Below are 22210 nucleotides of genomic sequence, written 5' to 3'. Positions count from 1 at the left end.
TTGGGACACGGAGGTCCTCCGTTTCGGGTTCTCATCAGCGCACCCCTGTAGTGATGCGCCTCACAGATAGTGACGGAGGAAGTGTGACACGTAACACAAGTTCTCGGCGAAGACTCTCAGGCAACGCGGTCGATTCCCTGGAAACCGGAGGATGCCGCACCCCCATCCGAGGGGGCAGCTACCTCTATCCGGGGTTAAGGGAGTCAGGCGCCGGGCGCCGCTCCGCGACGGCCCACCGCGTCGGCGAACACCCGCACGATCTCGTCGGGCGTCCGCGCGACGTGGCTGCTGCCGCCGGTCACCCGGGAGATCTCCGCCAGGGTGCCCGACGCGGCGTCGTCGAGCAGACTGATCGTCACGACGATCACCGGGCGCGACGGGGTGACCATGTCGCGTAGTCGGGCGAGGAACTCCCCTTCGTCGAGGTCCGAGGTGGCGTCGTCGGCCCCGTCGGAGATCACGATGATCGAATTGACCATGTTGGGGTCGTAGCCGGAGCGCACCTGGGCGTAGGCGTCGAGTACGGACCGGTAGAGGTCGGTTCCGCCGCCCACCAGACCGGGCAGGGCCGCCAGCGCGCCGCCGAGGGCCTCCCGGTGCGAACCGTCGGCGCCGGCCTCGTCGAGTCGTCGGAGTGGCGCGACCTCCGCGTAGGGCCTGCCATCCCGGCCGGCGGCCCCGCCGAACGCCCACAGCCCGAGAGCCGCGTCGTCGGGGAACTGCCCGAGGCCGGCGCCCGCCGTGGCGACCAGTGCCTCGATCCGGGTCCGGTCCGTACCCGGTATCCCGAATCCCATCGATCCCGAGGTGTCCACCAGGACGAGGGACCGCCCGGGCATCGCCAACACCCGCCACCGTCGGAGGACGCCGTGGAGGCGGTCGGGGTCGCGGACGACGAGCATCTCGATCTCGCCCACCCCTGACCCGTCCGCGAGGGGCGCGCGGTCCGCTTTCCGGAAACCGTCCGCCGAGAGGCCGTCGCGGTGGGCGGGCGAGGCCGTGGCGTCGCGGAGTGCTTCGGCGGCACCGGCGACCTCGGCTCGCCGGGTCGGGTCCTGGGTGGTCACCGCCAGCGGGTACCCGAGGAACACCGCCCCGGTGGCGGGAGCGGCGATCTGGAGTCCCGCGTGCGGGGCCTCACGCCGGGCGAGCACCGCCTCACGCTCCGTCACGATCGTCGCGCCGCCCCCGGAGACCACCCTGTCCAGCATCTCGCGCGATGTCGGGGGAACCTCCATGCGGCTCATCTGCCCCTGCGCCAGGATCGCCATGGACGCGCCCAGTGCGTCCGCGGTCGACCGCATGATCTCCACCTCGGACGCGGCGGCGAGGATCGGCGCGTCCGCGATCCCGGACCGGACGGGATCGCCCATCATCAGTCCCGGGGTCGCCAGGGCGGAGGTCCACGTCGACATGTCGACCGGGGTGTCGCGGGACGCGATGACCACCGGGGTGGACGCGAGCGAGTTCACCACCGTATCGAAGGGGATCTGCACGTCCCGCGACAGTTGCGCGAGCCGCACCGCCGAGTCCGGGACCCAGATGTCGGGGAGCGCCTCACGGGAGGCGACACGCCCGGCGAGGTCAGCCGACGAGACAGGGGCGACCTCAAAGGAATAGCACCCGTCGGCATCCTCGGCCAGGGCATCCACGTGGTCGGCGATCTCGGGCTCGGCGGCGACACTGATCCGGAGGTCGTCTCCACAGAATCCACCGACACCGGCCCGGGAGAGCCCGGCGAGCACCAGTACCGCGACGAGCACGACCGCGAGGAGCGCGGCTCCCACGAGGACGACCCTGCGGGCCGTCGGATTCCCACTCTGCGGCGACGCACTGTGCCTGGCCATCGCTGGCGTTCCCCCTGGATGTCATTTACCCGGGGCCGTGCCAGACGCCCACGTCAGGCGGATCCGGGTCGGGCGCTGGAATCGTACCCGGGCCGGGGTCCACGTGGGGCCGACACGTGGGAGCCGCCGCGGCGCGCCCCACCGCTGGTGTGGCGCGTCAGCGTCCGCGGAAGACGGGGGGCCTCTTCTCGGCGCGCGCGGCCCGGGCCTCGGCCATGTCCTCACTGCCCCAGGCCCGGAGCTGGAGCTCGGTGTGCTCGTCCCGCGGGAGCAGCCGGGCGTCGTCGTCGTTGATGACGGTCTTGATGTGCCGCAGGCTCAGCGGCGCCGAGCGGGCGAGCTCCGCCGCGAGCTCCATCGCCGAATCCATGTCACCGATCTCGTTCGCCAGGCCGATCCGGGCCGCCTCCTCCGCGCCGACGGGGCGCGCGGTCATGAGGACCGAGCGGGCGTGCCCGCCGCCGACGACGTTGGCGAGACGCTTGATCGTCCAGTTGTCGAGCGCCAACCCCACCTTGACGACCGGGACGGCGAAGACCGCGCCCGGTGCCACCACCCGGAGATCCGTGGCCAGGGCGAGCTGCACACCGGCGCCCACGGCCGGTCCGTTGACGGCTGCGATGACCGGCACGGGAGCCGATTCGACGGCCCGGAGCATCCCGGCGTGGCAGTCGTAGAAGTCCGAGTTGTACACCCCGCCGGACAGGTCGGCCCCGGCGCAGAACGCGGTTCCCGCGCCCGTGATGACGATCGCCCGGACCGGATCCTCGGACTCGGCCTCCGCCCCGGCGGCCTCGACGGCCTCCCGCAGCGCGGTACACACCTCGGCGTCCAGGGCGTTGCGGGTCTCGTGACGATCGATGGTGACGACGACGACTGCGCCGTCCCTGCGGGTGACGATCATGGCGACGGGGCCTCCTCTGCGGGACGGGGGGTGCGGCGGCGCACCCCTGCGCCGAGGATACCGGCTGGTAGTCGCCCCCACCGTACGATGCGGTCATGGCGCGAACGGGAGCACTGCAGATCCTCGACCTGGTCCTCGATGACGGTTCGTTCCGACCGTGGGACGGCGCTCCGGTACGCCCGCCCCACGTGGACTCGGTGCCCGGGTACGAGGACTCCCTGCGGCGGGCGGCGGAGAAATCTGGAGTGGACGAGTCCGTCATCACCGGCGAAGGAACCCTGCTGGGGCGACGCGTGGTGCTCATCGCGTGCGAGTTCGATTTCCTCGCCGGCTCCATCGGGATCGCCGCCGCCGAGAGGATCGTCTCGGCGATCGAACGGGCGACCGCCGAGGGCCTGCCCATCCTCGCCTCCCCCACCTCCGGTGGGACCCGGATGCAGGAGGGCACGATCGCATTCCTGCAGATGGTCAAGATCTCGGCCGCGGTGGCGGGACACAAGACCGCTGGCCTGCCCTACCTCGTCTATCTGCGGCACCCCACCACCGGCGGCGTGTTCGCGTCCTGGGGCTCACTGGGGCACGTGTCCGTCGCGGAACCCGGAGCACTCATCGGGTTCCTCGGACCCCGCGTGTACGAGGCCCTCTACGACGCCCCCTTCCCCGACGGCGTCCAGGTCTCAGAGAACCTCGCACGCCGCGGGATGATCGACGGTGTCCTCCCTCCCGAGGGCCTGCGGGACCTCACCGCGCGGGCGTTGCGGGTGCTGTGCCAGGACCCGCCCTCCGACGACGAGCCGGCCCCACCGCCCGGCCCCGTACCCGAGCCGGAGCCCGACGACGGCACCCCACCCGACGCCTGGGACGCCATCACCCGGTCCCGCCGGCACGACCGCCCGGGCGCCCGCGCCTTCCTCGACCGGGTCGCACCCACCCGCGTCCCGCTGTCGGGGACGGGGCAGGGAGAGGACAGTGGGTCCCTCCTGCTCTCCCTGGCGCGCTTCCGGGGCCAGTCCGCGGTCGTCCTGGCCCAGGACCGCGATGCGGAGAACGAGACGAGCCCGCTCGGTCCGTCCGCGTTGCGGTCGGCCCGCCGTGGGATGCGGATCGCGGCGGAGATGGGCGTTCCGCTGGTGTTGCTCATCGATACCCGGGGGGCCGCGCTGTCCCGGGAGGCGGAAGAGGGCGGCCTCGCGGGCGAGATCGCCCGGAGCCTCGCGGACCTGGTCACGCTGTCCAGCCCGACCGTCTCGGTGATACTCGGCCAGGGCACCGGCGGGGCCGCCCTCGCGCTGCTCCCGGCCGACCGGGTCCTGTGTGCACGGCACGGGTGGCTCGCACCGCTCCCGCCCGAGGGCGCCAGCGCCATCCTCCACCACGAGACCTCCCGGGCGCCGGAGGTCGCCCGATCGCAGGGGATCACCTCCGCCGACCTGATGGGAGCCGGGATCGTGGACGTGGTGGTCCCGGAGAGGCCCGACGCCGCCGACGAACCGGATTCCTTCTGCGACCGGATGGCCGATGCCGTCGCCGCGGCCCTCCTCGAGGTCCGCAGGCGCCCCCCTGAGCGGAGGTATGCCGAGCGGATGATGAGGTATCGGGAGCTCGGCCTGCCACTAGAGTGAGTCCTGTCACAGCCCGTCGGCCCGGCCGGCGGGCACGCTCCCACCTGTGAGGGGAACTCCCGATGTCGGACTCCACCGCCTCGTCCTATGCCGCCGCCCACCGGCTCTCGATCAGCGATCCCGACGCGTTCTGGCTCGACGTCGCGGCGGATATCGACTGGACCACGCCTCCGACCACGGCGGTCGACCGCTCTCGCCCGCCGTTCTACCGCTGGTTCCCGGACGGGGAGCTGAACACCTCCTACAACTGCGTGGACCGCCACGTCGAGGCGGGCCGGGGGGACCAGGCCGCGTTCATCTACGACTCCGCCGTGACCGGGGTGAAGGAGACCATCACCTACGCCCAGCTGCTGGACCGGGTCGAGGAGTTCGCCGGAGCGCTGGCCGCCGAGGGCGTCGGGCGGGGCGACAGGGTCGTCATCTACATGCCCATGGTTCCCCGCGCGGCCGTCGCGATGCTCGCGTGTGCCCGGCTCGGTGCGGTGCACTCCGTCGTCTTCGGGGGCTTCGCCGCCCCGGAGTTGGCGATCCGTATCGACGACGCGCGCCCGAAGGTCATCGTCACCTCACACGGCGGGATCGAGCCGACCCGCAAGGTGCCGTACTTCCCCATGGTGACCAAGGCTCTCGAACTCACCCGGCACACCCCCGGTGCCGTGATCGTGGCCCCGCGTCACGAGCAGTTCCCCGACGAGGCCTTCCCGGAGACGCCGGGCACCACCTGGAGCTACTGGGATGACGCCGTCGCCGCCTCCGAGCGGGCGGCCCCGGTACCCGTCAAGGCCACCGATCCCCTGTACATCCTCTACACCTCCGGCACCACGGGCCTGCCCAAGGGCGTCGTGAGGGACAACGGTGGCCACGCGGTCGCGCTCGCGTGGTCGATGTGGAACGTCTACGGGGTCCGGCCGGGTGAGGTGTGGTGGACCGCCTCGGACGTGGGCTGGGTGGTCGGCCACTCGTACATCGTCTACGCACCACTGTTGATCGGCGCGACGTCCATCATCTACGAGGGCAAACCGGTCGGCACGCCGGATGCCGGGGCCTTCTGGCGGGTCGTCTCCGAGCACCGTGCCACCGCACTGTTCACCGCCCCGACCGCCGTCCGCGCGGTGCGCAAGGAGGATCCGGAGGGCGCCGAGGTCGACAAGTACGACCTATCCTCCCTGCGCACGCTGTTCTGCGCGGGTGAGCGCCTGGACCCCGACACCTACCAGTGGGCCACCGACAAGCTCGGCACGCCGGTGGTGGACAACTGGTGGCAGACAGAGACAGGGTGGCCGATCGCGTCCAACCTGCGCGGTCTGGAGCCGATGCCGATCAAGGCGGGCTCGCCCACCGTCGCCGTGCCCGGGTACGACCTGCACGTTCTCGACGGCGAGGGCAACCCGCTGCCCGCGGGCGAGGAGGGCAATCTCGCGATCAAGCTGCCCATGGCACCGGGGACGCTGGCGGGGCTGTGGGAGGACGACGAGCGGTTCGTCTCCTCGTACATGTCGGTCTTCGACGGGTACTACTCGACCGGGGACGGCGGGTACATCGATTCCGACGGCTACGTCTACGTGATGGGCCGGACCGACGACGTGATCAACGTGGCCGGCCACCGCCTGTCGACCGGGTCGATGGAGGCCGTCATCGCGACCCACCCCGCCGTGGCGGAGGCCGCCGTGATCGGGGTCAGGGACGAGCTGAAGGGCCAGCGGCCCGTCGGGTACGTGGTCCTCAAGTCCGGCCAGGTCCGGGACCCCGAGGAGCTGCGGGCCGAGCTGGTGGCGATGGTGCGTGAGGAGATCGGTGCGGTGGCCACGTTCCGGGACTGCACGGTCGTGCAGGGTCTGCCCAAGACCCGCTCGGGCAAGATCCTGCGCAAGACGATGCGCCAGATCGCCGACGGACAGCAGGACGTGGTGGTGCCCTCGACGATCGAGGACCCGGCCGTGTTGGACGCGCTGGCGCCTTTCCTGCGGCCGCAGGGATAGGGTCCGAGCCCGCCCGCCGCCGCGGGAGGCCGGCGGGCTCGGACTCCCGTTCCGCAGCCGTCAGTCCAGGAGCGATTCCTCGTTGCCCTGACAGGACCCGGCGAGATGGGACTCCCACGTGTCGACAGCCGGGTCACACTCGACCGCCAGGGAGATCCCGCCGCGCGAGGGCCCGTAGACCCCGATCGCGGAGCGGGGGCCCTTCCTGTCGATGACGAAGACGACCTCCTGGTCACCCGGGAAGATCAGGTTCACCTGCTCGGCGAGGTCTTCGACGGTGTCGAGCTGCCCCGGCGCGAGGTCGTCGAAGCTCACATACGTGGCCCCGGACACGGTTTCGACGCGGGGCGCGGCGGTAGCGGTGGCCGGGACCGCGAGGCCCAGGCCGGCGGCGGCGAAGGCGGTGGCGGAGACGGCCGCGAGGGTGCGACGGATGGGCTGGGCCATGGAGACTCTTTCCTGCTGGGACGGCGCTGATCACCGTCGATAAGAAAAGACTTTACTCAATCCCGCTGTCGTGCGCGCACGTCGGGGCGAACCGTCCCCTCGACGCCGATCGCCCCGCCCTCCGTGGGGAGGACGGGGCGATCGGGTCTCCCGGCTACGGGAGGAGGGCTCAGGCGTTGAGCAGGTCGATGACGAACACCAGGGTCTTGCCGCCGAGCGGGTGCAGCGCCGCGGAGGTGCCGTAGGCCTTGTCCGGCGGGATCACCAGCTGGCGGCGACCGCCGACCTTCATCCCCGGGATCCCCTCCTGCCAACCCTGGATCAGGCCGTTGAGCGGGAAGGTGATGGACTCGCCGCGGTCCCAGGAGGAGTCGAACTGCTCACCGGTCTCGTAGTCGACCCCCACGTAGTGGACGGTGACGTTGCCGCCGGCGACCGCCTCGGCACCGTCCCCCACCGTGATGTCCTCGGCGACGAGGTCGGTGGGCGCGGGGCCCGTCGGCATGTCGATCTCGGGCTTGTCCATGGTGTCTCCTCCTGGAGTCAGGTTCCCGGGTTCAGCGCTGGCTGATCGGGGTGAAACTCCGCTCGGCCGGGCCGGTATAGACCTGACGCGGGCGGTTGATCTTGGTGGACGGATCCTCGCGCATCTCGCGCCAGTGCGCGATCCACCCGGGCATACGGCCGAGCGCGAACAGCACGGTGAACATCTCCGTCGGGAAGCCCATCGCGCGGTAGATCAGGCCGGTGTAGAAGTCCACGTTCGGGTAGAGCTTGCGCTCGACGAAGTAGTCGTCGGCGAGCGCCGTCTCCTCGAGCTTGAGCGCGATCTCGAGCAGCGGGTCGTTGCTCTGCGACAGCAGCGCGTGCGCGTGCTTCTTGGCGATCTGCGCGCGCGGATCGTAGCTCTTGTAGACGCGGTGGCCGAAGCCCATCAGCTTGACGCCGTCGACCTTGTTCTTGACCCGGTCCATGTAGTCGGTGGCGTCGCCGCCCTCCGAGTCGATCCGCTCGAGCATCTCCAGCACGGCCTGGTTGGCGCCACCGTGCAGCGGACCGTACAGCGCGTTGATGCCCCCGGTGATCGAGGCGTAGAGCGGGGCCTCGGAGGAACCGACCATGCGGACGGTGGAGGTGGAGCAGTTCTGCTCGTGATCGGCGTGCAGCACGAGGAGCATGTCGAGGGCGTCGGCGACCTCGTCGGTGACCTCGTAGTCCGGGCCGAACGTCATCCGCAGGAAGTTGCGGACGTACCCGAGCGACGGGTCCGGGTCGATGGCGTCCTTGCCGCCCCGGATGCGCTCGATCGCGGCGGCCAGGGTCGGGCCGCGTCCGAGGAGTCGGGCGGTGGCCAGGTCGACGGCCTTGGGGTCGTCGATGTCCAGGTCGTCACCGTGGGTCCCGAAGAGGCTCACGCCGGCCGACAGGACGGGCATCGGGTGGGTGTCCCGGGGGAAGGCCTGCAGCAGCGGCATCATCTGGCCGGGCAGCGTCGTCTCGGCGAGCACCTTCTCGGTGAACTCGGCGAGCTGGGCCTCCGTGGGGTCCTCACCGTAAATGAGCAGGTACGAGACCTCCAGGAAGGACGCGTTGTCGGCGAGCTGGTCGATCGGGTACCCGCGGTGACGGAGGATGCCCTCGTTGCCGTCGATGTAGGTGATCGAGGAGGTGCAGGCGGAGGTGTTGACGAACCCGACGTCCAGGGTCGTCATCCCCGTCTTCGCCAGCAGGGAACCCAGCTGCACCGCGTCGCTTCCGCAGGTCGCTTCCACCACATCGAGTTCGAGCTCACCGCCGGGGTAGGACAGTGTTGCATTGCGGTCCGAACCGTTCGAGCCTGCGGTCACGCGATTCCCTCTCCGACGACTGGTCCCGGCGGCCTGAATCCCGCCACGAATGTGCTGTGCCACACCCTACCGTGAGGGCGGACCACGGTTCGAAGGGAGTTCTCAGACGCTCCCCCCACGGCCCCACAGCCTGTCTGGACGCGGGTGGTCAGGGCTGGAGCCTGCGGGCCGTCCACGTCTCCCCCGCCAGGAGGCACTCGACGCGGTCGTGGAAGCGGTCCGGACCGCCCTGCCAGAACTCGACCCGTTCGGGCACCAGCCGGAACCCGCCCCATCTGTCCGGCACGGGGATCTCGTCGACGCCCGCCAGTCGCCGCTCCGCGGTCGCGTACAGCGACTCCAGCTCCTCGACGGATTCGGCCGGTCGGGACTGCTCCGAAGCCCACGCCGAGACCTGCGACCCCCGGGGCCGCGTGCGCCAGTAGTCGAGGCTGTCCGCCCGGTCGACCGGATGGCACGGACCCTCGATGTGGACCTGACGCTCGGCGACCAACCACGGGAAGGTCACCGACGCGTACCCGGTCTCCGCCAACTGCGTGCCCTTGCGGGACGTCGTCGTCGTGAAGAACGTCACCCCCCGCTCGTCGGCGCCCTTGCACAGCACCGTCCTGGTCGAGGGCCGGCCGTCGGCACCGACGGTGCCGAGCACCATCGCGTTGGGCTCACGGACACCTCGGCGCCCCGCCTCCTCCAACCACGCGGTGAACAGCGGCAGCCACCCGTCGTCCAGGTCGGCGACGTCCAAGCGCGGATGCAGGCCGTACCCGACCCGCATCACGTCGAAATCGGCCGGTTCCAGGGCGGGTTCCTCCATGACCCAGACGGTACTCCGGGCCACGGACGGGCCGGACTACGATGGACCACGTCCCACACCCCGACCGAACGGCACCCCAAGAGCATGAGCGATCAGCTGCCCACCATCCCCGCCGACCTCAAGCCCGCCGACGGCCGCTTCGGCTGCGGCCCGTCCAAGGTCCGTCCCGAGCAGATCGCGGCCGTGTCCGACGCCGCCACCACCGTGATGGGCACCAGTCACCGGCAGGCCCCGGTCAAGGATGTCGTGGGCCGCGTGCGCGACGGCCTGTCCTCGTTGTTCTCCCTGCCCGACGGCTACGAGGTGGTGTTGGGCAACGGCGGCACCACCGCGTTCTGGGACGCCGCCGCCTTCGGCCTGGTCCGCGAGAAGTCGCTGCACCTGACCTACGGTGAGTTCTCGTCGAAGTTCGCGAAGGTCACCGGCGGTGCGCCGTTCCTGGCCGACCCGATCGTCATCTCCGCCGAGCCCGGTTCGGCCCCCGAGCCGACCTCGGACCCGTCGGTCGACCTCATCGGCTGGGCCCACAACGAGACCTCGACCGGCGTCATGCTCCCCGTGAGCCGCCCGGCCGGCTCGGACAACGCGCTGGTGGCGATCGACGCCACCTCCGGCGCCGGCGGACTGCCCGTCGACATCGCCGACACCGACGTCTACTACTTCGCCCCGCAGAAGTCGTTCGCCTCGGACGGTGGCCTGTGGGTGTCGATCATGAGCCCGGCCGCGCTCGCGCGGGTCGACGAGATCGCCGCCACCGACCGCTGGTGCCCGGACTTCCTGTCCCTGCCGACCGCGGTGGACAACTCGCGCAAGAACCAGACGTACAACACCCCGGCCGTGGCCACGCTGATCATGTTCGCCGAGCAGATCGAGTGGATGAACTCCCAGGGCGGTCTGGACTGGTGCGTCGCGCGCACCAAGGACTCGTCCTCGCGCCTCTACGACTGGGCCGTGGCCAGCGACTACGCCACCCCGTTCGTCACCGAGGCGGCCCACCGCTCGCAGGTCGTGGGCACCATCGACCTCGACGAGAAGATCGACGCCGCGAAGGTCGCCAAGACGCTGCGCGCCAACGGCATCCTCGACACCGAGCCGTACCGCAAGCTGGGCCGCAACCAGCTGCGCATCGGCATGTTCCCGGCGATCGAGCCGGAGGACGTCACGCAGCTGACCCGCTGCATCGACCACGTGGTCGGCCAGCTCGCCTGATCGGCGTCCTTCGGGGGCCACCCGCGCAGCATCGTCTGCAGTTTTCCGCAGCCCACCCGGCCCGTCCGCGCGCCGGGTGGGCTGTGCTGACCTACCATGTGGATCAACGCCCAGGACCCGGGTGCGCGCCACTCGACCCCTCGAGCCGCCCACGGGACCGCGAGGAGTCGAGGAGGCGGCATGCGGAAGCTGAGGATCGTCGGTGTGGACACCGAGTCGTCGGTCGTCGAATGCGAGGTCCCGGACTTCGGCGAGAAGTTCTCCCTGCCACTCGATGATCGTCTGCGGGCGGCCGCCCGTGGTGAGTTCGTGCCCGGCGGTGGGTCCGGTCGGGCTCCCGTGACCGGTACGCTGCGCCCCCGCGAGATCCAGGACCGCATCCGGCACGGCGCCTCCCCGGAGGAGGTCGCCGCCGACGCCGGCGTGTCACTGTCGCGGATCCAGGGGTTCGCCGTGCCGGTGTTGTTGGAACGCGCCAACGCCGCCGACATGGCCAAGGGCGCCCATCCGGTGCTGCCGGACGGCCCGGCCCTCAACACGCTCGCCGACCGGGTGGGTGCCGCCCTCGACCGCCGTGGCGTGGACCCGGACCTGGTCGTCTGGGACGCCTGGCGTGACCGGTCCGGTGGGTGGGTCGTCCGTACCTCCTGGCCGGCGGGCCTGTCCGACGACGCCAGTGCGACGTGGTCGTTCGTCCCCGACTCGCACGGCGGTTCGGCCCGGGCCCTCGACGACGAGGCCGAGAACATCCTCGACCCCTCGCGCGCGACGGCGCTGCGCTCGGTCTCGTCTCCTCCCCCGCTGCCGCCGGGCCCGCCGCCGATCCGCGCGGTCCCCGCGCCGTCCGCCGCGCCGGCCACCCCAGCCGGATCGTCGACACCAGCCGGACCGTCCACCCCCGCCGCATCCGCCCCTCCCGCGGGGACGGGACCGGTGGCGTCCGGGCGGTCGGAGCCGACGTCCGGCGCCTCGCGCCCCGCGGGGGTGCGAGGCGGGAAGGACAACGACAACGACGACGACGACAACACCGACAACGAGGACTTCCTCCAGCCCACGCCCACCGAACCCGAACGACGCCACTCGCGCCGTCATCCCACGATGCCCTCGTGGGAGGACGTCCTGCTCGGGGTCCGCGGTAAGGACGACTGAGTCCGGTCATGGGACACCACGTCGCAACCTTCTGGTATCTGGCCACGGACGATCCCGCCGCACCGATCCGGGCGGGACAGCCGTCCGACCCCGGTTTCGCGCGACGTCTGCTGTCGCGGCTGTTCCCCACGGTCACGGTGGCGTCCCTGGGCGCGTTCCCGCTCAACCGCTCGGCCTCGGCCGGGCCGGGGGAGATCTACGTGGGCTCGTTCCCGGGACTCACCGTCGTCCAGACCCCGATGGAGGGGCCCATCACGCCGTCCGCCACCCCGGAGTCGTGGCTGAAACTGGTCGAGGCGCCCACCATCCTGCTGTTCGCCCAGGATGCGGAGGACGGGGTGAGCGGATTCGCCCGGTGGGAGTCGGGGCGGCTCGTGCGGGCGTTCGCCGGGGCCGACGACCGGATCGTCGAGGACGAGGGCATGCCCCTGCCGTTCGAGAGGCCCTACTGGGCCGGCGAGTTCCCGCTCGACACGGCGACCGACACCCCCTTGGCGTTGCCGTTCTCGCCATCGTCGCTCCTCCACGCCGCCCACCGCGACTGGCTCGGCTTCGACCTGGAGCCGGGGGGGCTCGACGTGCCGGTCCACGGGTTCGCCACCGACGGTCGCCGCGAGGTACGCCAGCACACCCCGCTCTCCGGGCCGGCACTGCACGTCGTGGGGATGCCGGGCCGCGCCGAGCTCCACGCGGCCGCGAGGCGTGCCGCCGGCGTCGGGTCCGACACGGACGCCGATGGCGACAGCGCCGCCGGCGGGCCCTCCCCCTACGCCGACGACGACTACGAGCGGCTCCCCTCCGGATCCCGCGGGCCGGGCGGGGGTGCGCGCGGCGGCCGGATACGGAGCATCGCCGGCCTCGTCGGTGACGCCGTGCGCCGGGGCGCGGACTCGGTGTCCCGCCGCCGTCGCGACGGCGGATCCCGCTAGCGGGTCGACGCGGCCCGTCGCGAGCGGGTCAGTCCCGGCGGGACCGCTCGTAGAACGCGACCGCCGCGGCGGTGGCGACGTTGAGCGAATCCGTGCCGTCGGTCATGGGGATCGCGGCCCGCACATCGCAGGCACGCATCGCGTGCTCGGTGAGCCCCGGGCCCTCCGCGCCGAGCACGAACGCCACCCTGTCGGCGTCGACGGCCCGGGACAGCGGGGTGTCGGCGGACGGCGTCAGGGCGACGGTCCGGAAGCCCCGCTCCCGCAGGCCCTCGAGCGAACGCTGCCAGGTGGTGGGCGTGCCGGGCAGGTGGGCGAACGGCAGGCGGAGCACGTGTCCCATCGACACCCGCACGACCCGCCGGTAGAGCGGGTCCCCGGCGGCCGCCCCGAACAGCACGCCGTCGACCCCGAGGGCAGCGCAGTTGCGGAAGATCGCGCCGAGGTTCTCGGGGTCGTTGACGCCCTCGAGCACGACGAGCGTCCGCGCGCCGTCCAGCACCTCCTCGACCGGCAGTGGTGCGGGCCGGTCCGCGGCGGCGAGGATGTCGCGGCTGGACCGGAAGCCGATCACCTCACTGAGGACGTCCTTGGTGGTGCGCAGGTACACCGCGCCGCCCGCCCGCTCGTCGGCGTCCCACCCCTCGGCGGCGGCCTCCCTGCGCAACTGGGTCAACCGCGCGTCGGTACCAAGGAGGACGTGCGGCCGGAAGCGCGAGAGGAGCATGCGGCCCACGACATACGTGCCCTCGGCGATCACCAATCCCCGGCCGCCGGGCAGGTCGGGCCGCCGGTCGGAGTTGTTGAGGTCACGCAGGTCGTCCAGCCTGGGGTCGGCGGGGTCGGAGACGTCGACGACGTGCACGGTTCGCTCGCTCCTCCGCCGGCCGGTCAGGCCAGCGCGTCGGTGATGGGACCGATGGCGAAGTACACGACGAACGCGGCCGCGACGATCCAGAGGATCGGGTGCACGGTGCGGCCCTTGCCGGTGGCCGTGGCCATGACGACCCAGGCGATGAAACCGATCCCGATGCCGTTGGCTATGGAGTACGTGAACGGCATCGCCACGATCGTGAGGAACGCCGGTAGCGCGACCGCGAAGTTGGTCAGGTCGATCGCCTTGATCTGCGAGATCATCAGCGCACCCACGATCACCAGCGCGGGCGCGGCGGCCTCGACCGGGACGACCTCGTACAGCGGGGTGAAGAACATCGCCAGCAGGAACAACCCGCCCGTGACGACGTTCGCCAGGCCCGTCCGGGCTCCCTCGGCGATGCCGGAGGCGGACTCGAGGAACACCGTGTTCGACGACGACGAGGTCAGACCGCCGGCGACGGCACCGAATCCCTCGACGACCAGCGCGGCCTTCATGTTGGGCAGGTTGCCCTTGTCGTCCATGAGCTCGGCTTCCTTGCCGAGGCCGGTGAAGGTGCCCATGGCATCGAAGAAGTTGGCGAGCAGCAGGGTGAAGACGAACAGTCCCGCGGCCAGCGGCCCGATGCGGACGAACGCGCCGATGAGGTCCACCTGGCCGATCAGCGACAGGTTCGGGATGCCCCCGAGAGAATCGGGGATGCCGGGGACCGCGAGGCCCCAGCCGGTCGGATTGGGCTCACCGTCGACGAAGGACGGGCCCGCGTCCGCGAGGGCCTCGACGATCACCGCGAAGACCGCGGTGACGACGATGCCGATGAACAGGCCGCCGCGGATCTGGCGTGCGACGAGGATTCCGCAGAGCAGGAGACCGACGACGAAGACGAAGGTGGGCCACGAGGCGATCGACCCGTTGATGCCCAGCCCCACCGGGACGGTGGTGCCGGCCGCGTCCGGGAGGCGGCGGACGAAACCGGAGTCGACGACACCGACCATCGCGATGAACAGGCCGATCCCGACGGCGATGGCCGCCTTGAGCTCGCCGGGCACCGCGTTGAACACGGCGGTGCGGAACCCGGTGACGGCGAGGATCACGATGATGATGCCCTCGATGACCACCAGGCCCATGGCCTCGGCCCAGGTCACCTGCTGCGCGATGGTGACGGCGACGAGCGAGTTGATCCCCAGGCCCGTGGCGAATGCGAAGGGGTACCGCGCGATCGCACCGAACGCGATGGTCATCACGCCCGCCGTGAAGGCGGTGACCGCGGCGATCTCGACGATCGACAGCTGGTTGCCCTCGACGTCGGTGCCCGAGCCGAGGATCAGCGGGTTGAGGATGATGATGTAGGCCATCGCGAAGAAGCTGACGAGCCCGCCGCGGACCTCGCGGGACACCGTCGAGCCGCGCTCGCTGATCTTGAAGTAGCGATCGAGCGCCCCGACCTTGGTGGGGGGCTGCGACGGGGCCCCGGTGCTCTGCGACATCTGGTGACCTTCCTGAGCTGTGGGTGAGGAACCGTCATAGAGTAACCGCCCCGCCGCCTGCGGTAGCGTCGCGGTCATGACGGACGAGTCGACAGACCCGGGGGTCCCCCGGATTCCCGCCTACCTGCTGGACCCCCGACCCGTCGTCATCATCGGCACCCTGGCGTGGACGTTGGCCCTCCTGGCCCACATGCTCATGGAGGAGGTCGACATGCGTTCGGTCATCCTGGGCGCGGTCGGCGTCGGCGTCGGGGCGGTCGGCACGGTCGTCTACGCACTGCAGCGCCGGGCCGTACTACGCGGCAGCGCGGGTGCCCAACAGGGCCTGGACTACGACCTGGACTGAGCGGGTCAGTCCGCGGACGTGGGCTCGTCGACAGACGTCTCGGCGTCCCCACCCTCGTGGGGGGCGGCCGCACCGGACGCGGCGTGGCCGGACGCGGCCTGATCGTCCGTGCGGTCATCGGCGGCGGAGCGGGCACGTGCGGTCGCGGCGAGCTGCTGGGGCAGGACCACCACGTCGACGGCGGCGTCGTCGTACGCGTCGGCAACAGCCGGCCCGGTGTCGGAGGGGATCTCGACCTCGCTGTGGGCGCCGCAGCCGTACTCGAGGTGGACGACCTGCCCGTCGGCGGAGAACTCGTTGGCGCAGACGCCGAACAGGGCGCCCAGGGACCCGGCCACGGGCACCAGGAACCCACAGGTCCCACAGTGGTGCTTGGCGGCCCGGGCGATCTCGGTGTCCGGTCCGCGCTCGACCGTCCACCGGTCGGCGGCGGCGGCCCGCCCCTCCCAGCTCAGGTGATGCGGTCGGCCGAGACCGATCGGCCCCGCGGCGTCGTCCAGCTCGTCGTCGCCGTTCAGCGTGTAGCCGGGGACGAGCCGGTCGTCGTCCTCGGGCGGCGGGAGCAGATCCCCGGCGCCGAGGTCCCCGGGCCGGATGCGCCGATCCCACGGCACCCACTCGGGGGCGACCAGCGCGTCCGCTCCCGGGAGGAGCGCGATCTCGTCGACGGTCAGGTCACCACCGGGCACGAGCGCGAGGACGCAGGCCCAGTACCAACCTCGGTACCCGGGCAGCTCGGAGGCGAACCGGTGCGTGGTGGTGAACTCCGCCTCGACGGTGCTGCCGAGGTGCTCCCCCACACCCTCCGCGGCGAACTCCTCGACCGCCGACCGGGCCACGTCGACGCCGGAGGCCAGCCGCTCACGCAGCGCGCCGTTGAAATCCGACCCCTGATCCGTGCCTACCTCGGTGTTCACCCCTCCCATTATGCGCATCTCCGCGTGGAGGTCACGGCCCGGCCCGTCGTGCGGCATCCTGGGGGGCATGCGCAGCGCCCTCGGCCCGGTCGGCCCCCTCGTCGTGTCCCTGAGCCTCGTCGCCGCACTCACGGCGTGTTCCTCGGACGACGGAGGAGCACCGCCCGCCACCACCTCCGCCGGCGCTTCCCTGGCCTCGTCGAGCGTCCCCGCCGGCTCGGCCGCCGGGAGTTCGGCGGCCCCCCGGGTGCCGGTCGGGCCGTCGGACCCGCAACCCGCGCGCGGCTCGGTGGAGGTCGTGCGCACGCTCGAGCACGACCCGTCCTTGTTCACCCAGGGGCTACAGGTGGTGGGCGACGAGATCTACGAGTCGACGGGGCGGGTCGGCAGTTCCGTGGTCCAGCGTCGACCGCTGGGGGGTGGCGAGCCCGCGGTGACCGTCGCCATGGCGGGGGACGAGTTCGGCGAGGGCCTGGCCGTCACCCCCGACACCCTGTGGACCCTCACCTGGCAGAAGGGCATCGCCCACAACCGCGACCCGCAGACCCTCGAGGTGCGCTCCGAGGTCCCGTACGAGGGCGAGGGCTGGGGCCTGTGCTCCGACGGCACGGCGCTGGTGATGAGCGACGGCTCCGACACCCTGACCTTCCGCGACCCGACGACCTTCGAGCCGACCGGACGCGTGTCGGTGACCTCCGGGGGCACGCCGGTCACCCGGCTCAACGAGCTGGAGTGTGCGGACGGCTCGGTCCTCGCGAACGTGTGGATGACCGACGAGATCGTGCGGATCGATCCCGCGACGGGGCAGGTCACCGCGATCTACGACGCCGGGCAGCTCCAGCAACCGCGGCCCGCGGACCCGGATGCGGTGCTCAACGGCATCGCGGCGCTGCCGGACTCCGGGAACGTCCTGCTCACCGGCAAGCTGTGGCCGACCATGTACGAGGTGCGCCTCGTTGGGTGAGCGTCACACCGGACCCGCGCGCCGCGCCGTCTCCTCCGCCGGACGGGGCGTGCGCCGGGTCTTCCACGCCGACGGCGCGGACCGCTCGGGGCTCGCTCCGCTCAGCTACGTCACGGTCGCCAACTTCGCGTGCGACGCGATTCTCGCCGTGGCCCTGGCCAACACCCTGTTCTTCTCCGCCGCGACCGCGGAGTCCCGCGCCAGCGTGGCGCTGTATCTCCTGGTCACGGTCGCGCCGTTCGCACTGATCGCGCCGGTCATCGGCCCTGCGCTGGACCGCCTGCACCGGGGCCGACGTCTCACCGTCTCACTGACGTTCACCCTGCGTGCGGTGCTGGCGGTGGTCCTCGCGCTGAACTTCGACTCCTGGCTCCTGTACCCCCTCGCGCTGGGCATGCTCGTGTTGTCCAAGACGTTCGGCGTCGTCAAGGCGTCCATCACCCCCCACGTGCTGCCCCCGACCCTGGACCTGGTCCGCACCAACTCCCGCCTGACCGTGCTGGGGCACGTCTGCGGCAGCCTCATCGCAGGGGCGACAGCCGGCGCCGTGGCATGGCTGTGGGACTCCGACGCCGCCCTGTGGTTGCTCGCAGCGGTCGCCCTCGTCGCGGCCTACGTCGCCGTGACCATCCCCGCGCACGCCGAGGCGTCCCGGGACGAGGAGTCCGCCACCCTGCGGATGGAGCGGGGCCCGAGTCTGACCGGTGACCTCCGGGCGGTCCTCACGCGGCCGCTGGGCAGGAACGTCCTGGCGAACCTGTGGGCGGTGTCGCTCCTGCGTTTCATGACCGGCTTCCTCACCCTGTTCCTGGCGTTCATGGCCAAGGCCCAGGAGGACGCCACCGCGATCGAGCAGGCCGGCCTCCTGGCGATGGCGGGCGCCGCCGGCGGGCTGGGTACCTTCACCGGCAACGCCGTCGGTGCGCGGCTCCCGCTGGGCCGGCCCGAACGGATCGCCGGCACGGCCGCGGGGGCGGCCCTGGCGACGGCCGTCGTCGCCGCGTTCCTCGGGACCATCTGGGCCGCGGCCGTCCTCGCGCTCGTCGCGGCGGTGTGCAGCGCCCTGGGCAAGGTCGCCCTCGACGCGTCGGTCCAGACGGACATCCCGGACGCCGCACGCTCCTCGGCCTTCGGTCGCTCCGAGACCGCCCTGCAGGTGGCGTGGGTCCTCGGCGGAGCACTGGGCGTCCTCCTGCCGACCGACTTCACCGTGGGGTTCTCGGTGATCGCCGTGGTCGGCGCCCTGATGTTCGCGCAGTCGCACCTGACCGGCCGCGGGTCGACCCTCGTCCCCGGCCTCGGCGGCAACAGGCCGCGCTTCCCGGGCCCGCCGCGGGACCCGGGTGTGGCCGACACCCGGCCCCTCGGCAGAATGAGGGAGTGAGCTCCCGAAACGAGACCCCGTCGACCGGCTCCCGTATCCGTCCCATCACCTGGGCGATCGCGGCGTGGATGATCATCATGGTCGCCGCGATCGTCGGCGCCTGGCAGGGTTCGGAGGCCCGGTACGGTGCACTACCCGAGGTGACCGTCGCGAGCGATCGCGGCCAGGTGACCGTGCTGCCGTTCACCGCGACCGACCTGGACGGGAACACCTTCACCAATCCGGTCGGCGAGTTCCGGGTGCAGGATGAGGACGTCCTCACCGTCCGGCTGCCCGGAGAGCTGCGTGCGTCGACGATGGACGTCTACGAGATCCGCGCCGACGGCTCTCGCGACTACACCGTCGAGGCCGGCGGGCCGGGCCAGTTGCTGGTGCCCGTGACCACCCCGGAGGAGGGCCGGATCGAGGGCCTCGCCATCCGTGCGGTCGCGATCGTCTATGCCGCCGACGGGTCGGAGTCGATCCTCAACGGCGAGTGGTCGGTGCGCTTCACCTACGACGACTGATCCGTGGGTCAGGCATCCAGCTCGCGCGCGACCGCGCGGAGCACCGACGCCACCCGGCCCGAGACCTTGGCCTCCGGCCGGTGACCACGGCGCAACTCGGGCTGGACGGTCGACTCGAGCACCTTGATCATGTCCTCGACCATCCCGTGCAGCTCGTCCGCCGAACGTCGGGGCCCGCTCCTCGGGGCCCGCTCCTCCGCGACCGTCGGCTCGTCGTGGACCACCACGCGCAACGCCTGGGGGCCGCGGCGCCCGGAGACCATGTCGAACTCCACGCGCTGGCGCGGACGCAGCGTCTCGAGCCCTGCGGGGAGCGCCTCGGAGCGCACGTAGACGTCCTCTCCGCCCTCCTGGGACAGGAAACCGAAGCCCTTCTCCGCGTCGTACCACTTGACCTTGCCGCTGGGCACCGCGAACCACCTTCCGACCGGACGCGGGATACGCGACCGACAACCATGACTGATGCCCCGAGACTACCCTCGTGCGCGTTGGTGCCCACCGCGAGGCGAGCGGTAACCTCCCCGTGTGACCGCCGACGATCGACGCCCTGCCGACGACCCCTGGACACCTGACGCCGCCGCGTCCGCGCGGGCAGCCGACCCCGTGCGGCCACGACGCCGGGGCCTGTTCGTGACGGCGCTCGTCATCTTCTCGATCGGAGTGTTGTTCACCGTCGCGGCGGCGCTGACCCCGTTCGTGCTCGGCCGCGACGCGCCGACCATCCTGTATCTCGGCGCGATGCTGTTCACGCCGGTCGGGTTCCTGCTGGGGCTCCTCTACGCCATCCTCGGCTCGCGACCGCCGTCGGTGTGATCAACCACACCCTCCCGCGAACACCGCTGGTAACGAGCCGATAACGGCACCCTCGCCAGACCTGCACTGCCTCGGTTTATTTCAGAATGGTGACGATCCGGCATCGGACCGCTACAGTTTCGTAGCAGACTCGTCAGCGAGTCGGCATCGGACGCACCTACCGAACCCCGCCCAGCGGCCGATGCCACAGTGACCATTACCCGGGCGGGGACGGGGGACCCGACAGGGCCCACCACGGGCCCGGCGGCCGCAGGTCGCCTTGGGGTGAAGCCGCCACCGGCGGCCGGACGCACTCGTCCGAACCCGACAGCTCACCCCGTAGGCACAGAGTGAAAAGGACTGACGACATGACCTCTTACACCGGACGCCACCGTGCCGCCGCCCCCTCCTCAGCGCCCAGGAACGCTGTGAAGGTCGTGCTCGCGGGCACCGCATTCTCCGCCGCCGGCCTGGCCCTCGCGCCGGCCGCCAACGCCGCCCCCGACTCCGACTGGGACCGCCTGGCCCAGTGTGAGGCGGGCGGCAACTGGGGCATCAACACCGGGAACGGGTACCAGGGCGGCCTGCAGTTCTCGCCGAGCACCTGGGCCGCCTACGGCGGCACGCAGTACGCCCCGACGGCCAACCAGGCCACGCGCGAGCAGCAGATCGCGATCGCCGAGAAGACCCTCGCCGGTCAGGGCTGGGGCGCCTGGCCCGCCTGCTCGGCCAAGCTGGGTCTGAACTCCGCGCCGACCCCGCGGGACCTGTCCAACCCGGCGCCCGCGCCGGCCCCGCGGGCCCACGCCCCGGCCGCGCCCGCCGCCCCGGAGGCGGTCACCGCAGCCGAGCACGTGGCGACCCTGTCCTCCTTCGCCGAGGGCCGCGGCATCGCCCTGCCGATCGCCGACACCTACGAGGCCAACCGCGACGCCGTCGACGCCGCGTACGCCGGCAACCAGGACCTGGTGGACGGCTTCTTCGCCACCTACCTGGCCAACTGACGCGTCACCCGCGCAGCCCCGGTCCACGGACCACGAGAAAGGGCCGCCACTCCCTGCGGGGAGTGGCGGCCCTTTCTCGTGTGTAAGTGCGCCGCGCTCAGCGGGTGCGGGCGGTCCTGTTGACCACCGTCTCGGGGTGGAGGTAGCCCAGCCGATGCTGCGGCAGCGGGAAGGTCTCCTGCCCGAAGGGGGACAGGCCTCCCGCGACCAGCGCGGCGAGTTCGGTCACCGGGTGCTCGCCGAACGAGGCGTCGGGCCATCCCGGGTTGTCATGGGTCAGATTCTTCTTGGCAGCCACGTGTCCAGTGTCTCACCTCGCGGGCGTCCCGTCAGCATCCGGGTCGTATCGGACCCGGACGGTCCTCACCGCCGCCGCGATCTCACTAGGCTGGGACGGATCATGCCGAGTTCCCGAGCCTCCTCCCGCCGTGTCGCCCCCCGCAGTGCTGGTTCCCCCGGTGCCGCCGGCGACGAGCCGGACTTCCCCGCGTGGCTGGCCGGACTGTCCGATGACGCGCTCGTCCGCGTGTGCGAGTTGCGTCCAGATGTGGCCACCCCTCCCCCGGCCTCGGTCGACGTGCTCGCGTCGAGGCTGCGGTTGCCGGCGTCCACCGCCCGCGCGCTGGGGACCCTGACGTGGCCGGAGCTCGTGGTCCTGTCCACCGCCGCCGCGGTGGGTGCCGATTCCGGGACGGTGCCGCTGGGTGCGGTGTCGGGGCGGTTGGGTGTCGACGACGACGAGCCCGTCTTCCACGCCGCCGTCGCCCGTCTCCGCGACCTCACCCTGCTCTGGGGCGGGGAGGGTCATGTCCGGATGGTGCCGGTCACGGCGGTGGCCGTCCGGTCGGCCCCGGTGGTGGCGCCGCACCCCGGCGAGCCCGCGGGCGCCGACCTCGACGTCGCCTGGGGCGGTCTGTCGGCTCCGGCGGTCGGGGTGCTCGAGGCGATCGCCCGCGGGCGCACCCCCGTCGGGGCTCTCGGAGCCGGGGCGTCGGAGCCGGTGCGTGCCGCCGCGACCGAGCTGGCCGGCGCGGGACTCGCGGAGGTGACCGGTGGGGACGACGGCGAGGTCGTCGTCCCCCGTGCCCACGCTCACACCGCGGACCATGTCGCCGTTGGTGATGCCGGTGGCGGCGAAGAAGCAGTTGTCGCCCTTGACCAGGTCGTCCGTGCCGAGGATCGCGTCGAC

The 22210-nt window shown here is 71.8% G+C and carries 22 protein-coding genes, 1 pseudogene and 1 riboswitch; of the genes and pseudogenes, 11 read left to right on the top strand and 12 right to left on the bottom strand.

All coding sequences use genetic code 11. The annotated features are described in order from the left end of the window. Positions 1 to 203 precede the first annotated feature (203 nt). Positions 204 to 1787 carry a substrate-binding domain-containing protein gene (locus J1M64_RS14055; protein WP_241504700.1) on the bottom strand — a complete coding sequence of 528 codons (1584 nt, stop codon included), beginning with the start codon at positions 1785 to 1787 and terminating at the stop codon, positions 204 to 206. Positions 1788 to 2004: 217 nt separating this feature from the next. Then, complete coding sequence (locus tag J1M64_RS14050) at positions 2005 to 2751, bottom strand: enoyl-CoA hydratase (protein WP_119193201.1); 747 nt, start codon at positions 2749 to 2751, stop codon at positions 2005 to 2007. A gap of 95 nt (positions 2752 to 2846) precedes the next feature. Between J1M64_RS14050 and J1M64_RS14045 the strand changes: the two genes are divergently transcribed. Both J1M64_RS14045 and J1M64_RS14040 read left to right on the top strand, forming a co-directional pair. Then, positions 2847 to 4373, top strand: coding sequence for a carboxyl transferase domain-containing protein (locus J1M64_RS14045; RefSeq protein ID WP_119193202.1), 1527 nt, complete (start codon positions 2847 to 2849; stop codon positions 4371 to 4373). A 62-nt stretch (positions 4374 to 4435) separates the two neighbouring features. Further along, positions 4436 to 6352: a propionyl-CoA synthetase gene (locus J1M64_RS14040; RefSeq protein WP_119193203.1), complete on the top strand. Its 1917-nt coding sequence runs from the start codon at positions 4436 to 4438 to the stop codon at positions 6350 to 6352. 60 nt (positions 6353 to 6412) lie between these two features. On the opposite strand, the gene J1M64_RS14035 is transcribed toward J1M64_RS14040, so the two are convergent. The 4 genes from J1M64_RS14035 to pdxH form a co-directional block, all read right to left on the bottom strand. Further along, the gene (locus J1M64_RS14035) at positions 6413 to 6799 is read right to left on the bottom strand and encodes a hypothetical protein (RefSeq protein ID WP_119193204.1); all 387 of its coding nucleotides are present in this window, start codon (positions 6797 to 6799) and stop codon (positions 6413 to 6415) included. A gap of 169 nt (positions 6800 to 6968) precedes the next feature. After that, positions 6969 to 7325, bottom strand: a complete 357-nt coding sequence (locus J1M64_RS14030) for an FKBP-type peptidyl-prolyl cis-trans isomerase (RefSeq protein ID WP_067712656.1) — start codon at positions 7323 to 7325, stop codon at positions 6969 to 6971. Positions 7326 to 7356: 31 nt separating this feature from the next. Beyond that, positions 7357 to 8646: a citrate synthase gene (locus J1M64_RS14025; protein ID WP_096905937.1), complete on the bottom strand. Its 1290-nt coding sequence runs from the start codon at positions 8644 to 8646 to the stop codon at positions 7357 to 7359. A gap of 148 nt (positions 8647 to 8794) precedes the next feature. Then, a complete protein-coding gene (gene pdxH, locus J1M64_RS14020) occupies positions 8795 to 9460 on the bottom strand; it encodes a pyridoxamine 5'-phosphate oxidase (RefSeq protein WP_206474518.1) in 666 nt (221 codons plus the stop codon). An 84-nt stretch (positions 9461 to 9544) separates the two neighbouring features. Between pdxH and serC the strand changes: the two genes are divergently transcribed. The 3 genes from serC to J1M64_RS14005 all read left to right on the top strand — a co-directional run bounded on the left by serC (position 9545) and on the right by J1M64_RS14005 (position 12747). Continuing rightward, a complete protein-coding gene (serC, locus tag J1M64_RS14015; protein ID WP_206474517.1) occupies positions 9545 to 10669 on the top strand; it encodes a phosphoserine transaminase in 1125 nt (374 codons plus the stop codon). A gap of 180 nt (positions 10670 to 10849) precedes the next feature. Next, the gene (sepH, locus tag J1M64_RS14010) at positions 10850 to 11818 is read left to right on the top strand and encodes a septation protein SepH (RefSeq protein ID WP_206474516.1); all 969 of its coding nucleotides are present in this window, start codon (positions 10850 to 10852) and stop codon (positions 11816 to 11818) included. Between the two features lie 8 nt (positions 11819 to 11826). Beyond that, positions 11827 to 12747: a hypothetical protein gene (locus J1M64_RS14005; protein WP_185951314.1), complete on the top strand. Its 921-nt coding sequence runs from the start codon at positions 11827 to 11829 to the stop codon at positions 12745 to 12747. Positions 12748 to 12775: 28 nt separating this feature from the next. Here the strand turns inward: J1M64_RS14005 and J1M64_RS14000 are convergent, their stop codons facing one another. Next, on the bottom strand, positions 12776 to 13612 hold the full coding sequence (locus J1M64_RS14000; RefSeq protein ID WP_119193206.1) for an RNA methyltransferase: 837 nt from the start codon (positions 13610 to 13612) through the stop codon (positions 12776 to 12778). A 26-nt stretch (positions 13613 to 13638) separates the two neighbouring features. Further along, positions 13639 to 15108, bottom strand: coding sequence for an NCS2 family permease (locus tag J1M64_RS13995; RefSeq protein WP_119193207.1), 1470 nt, complete (start codon positions 15106 to 15108; stop codon positions 13639 to 13641). A gap of 76 nt (positions 15109 to 15184) precedes the next feature. On the opposite strand from J1M64_RS13995, the gene J1M64_RS13990 reads away from it, so the two are divergent. Then, positions 15185 to 15454 carry a DUF2530 domain-containing protein gene (locus tag J1M64_RS13990; RefSeq protein WP_119193208.1) on the top strand — a complete coding sequence of 90 codons (270 nt, stop codon included), beginning with the start codon at positions 15185 to 15187 and terminating at the stop codon, positions 15452 to 15454. Positions 15455 to 15459: 5 nt separating this feature from the next. On the opposite strand, the gene J1M64_RS13985 is transcribed toward J1M64_RS13990, so the two are convergent. Next, positions 15460 to 16380, bottom strand: a complete 921-nt coding sequence (locus J1M64_RS13985; RefSeq protein ID WP_206474746.1) for a DUF3027 domain-containing protein — start codon at positions 16378 to 16380, stop codon at positions 15460 to 15462. A gap of 58 nt (positions 16381 to 16438) precedes the next feature. Between J1M64_RS13985 and J1M64_RS13980 the strand changes: the two genes are divergently transcribed. The 3 genes from J1M64_RS13980 to J1M64_RS13970 are packed head-to-tail and all read left to right on the top strand — an operon-like array spanning position 16439 to position 19225. After that, positions 16439 to 17335, top strand: coding sequence for a glutaminyl-peptide cyclotransferase (locus J1M64_RS13980; protein ID WP_096907333.1), 897 nt, complete (start codon positions 16439 to 16441; stop codon positions 17333 to 17335). Next, the gene (locus J1M64_RS13975; protein ID WP_119193209.1) at positions 17328 to 18719 is read left to right on the top strand and encodes an MFS transporter; all 1392 of its coding nucleotides are present in this window, start codon (positions 17328 to 17330) and stop codon (positions 18717 to 18719) included. Before J1M64_RS13980 ends, J1M64_RS13975 begins: the two co-directional genes overlap by 8 nt. Beyond that, positions 18716 to 19225 (top strand): DUF2771 family protein, encoded by a 510-nt coding sequence (locus J1M64_RS13970; RefSeq protein WP_096905943.1) that lies wholly within the window; start codon positions 18716 to 18718, stop codon positions 19223 to 19225. The genes J1M64_RS13975 and J1M64_RS13970 overlap by 4 nt, the downstream gene beginning before the upstream one ends. An 8-nt stretch (positions 19226 to 19233) precedes the next feature. Here J1M64_RS13970 and J1M64_RS20225 read toward each other — a convergent pair whose 3' ends face one another. After that, entirely contained in the window at positions 19234 to 19635 is a 402-nt protein-coding gene (locus tag J1M64_RS20225; RefSeq protein ID WP_159148729.1) for a cold-shock protein, read from the bottom strand. A 115-nt stretch (positions 19636 to 19750) separates the two neighbouring features. Between J1M64_RS20225 and J1M64_RS13960 the strand changes: the two genes are divergently transcribed. Then, positions 19751 to 20038: a hypothetical protein gene (locus J1M64_RS13960; RefSeq protein WP_181694394.1), complete on the top strand. Its 288-nt coding sequence runs from the start codon at positions 19751 to 19753 to the stop codon at positions 20036 to 20038. Positions 20039 to 20219: 181 nt separating this feature from the next. Then, positions 20220 to 20377: riboswitch (cyclic di-AMP (ydaO/yuaA leader) on the top strand. Between the two features lie 8 nt (positions 20378 to 20385). Continuing rightward, the gene (locus J1M64_RS13955) at positions 20386 to 21021 is read left to right on the top strand and encodes a transglycosylase family protein (protein ID WP_096905945.1); all 636 of its coding nucleotides are present in this window, start codon (positions 20386 to 20388) and stop codon (positions 21019 to 21021) included. Between the two features lie 97 nt (positions 21022 to 21118). Here J1M64_RS13955 and J1M64_RS13950 read toward each other — a convergent pair whose 3' ends face one another. Together J1M64_RS13950 and J1M64_RS13945 are read right to left on the bottom strand one after the other, a co-directional pair. Beyond that, entirely contained in the window at positions 21119 to 21319 is a 201-nt protein-coding gene (locus tag J1M64_RS13950) for a hypothetical protein (protein WP_096905946.1), read from the bottom strand. Positions 21320 to 22111: 792 nt separating this feature from the next. Further along, positions 22112 to 22210: pseudogene (locus tag J1M64_RS13945) on the bottom strand (fructose-bisphosphatase class II); the annotation flags it as partial.

It is taken from the genome of Dietzia sp. KRD202 (genome assembly GCF_017168155.1).
GTDB lineage: Bacteria > Actinomycetota > Actinomycetes > Mycobacteriales > Mycobacteriaceae > Dietzia > Dietzia kunjamensis.
This window is presented reverse-complemented; position numbering and strand designations above follow the sequence as displayed.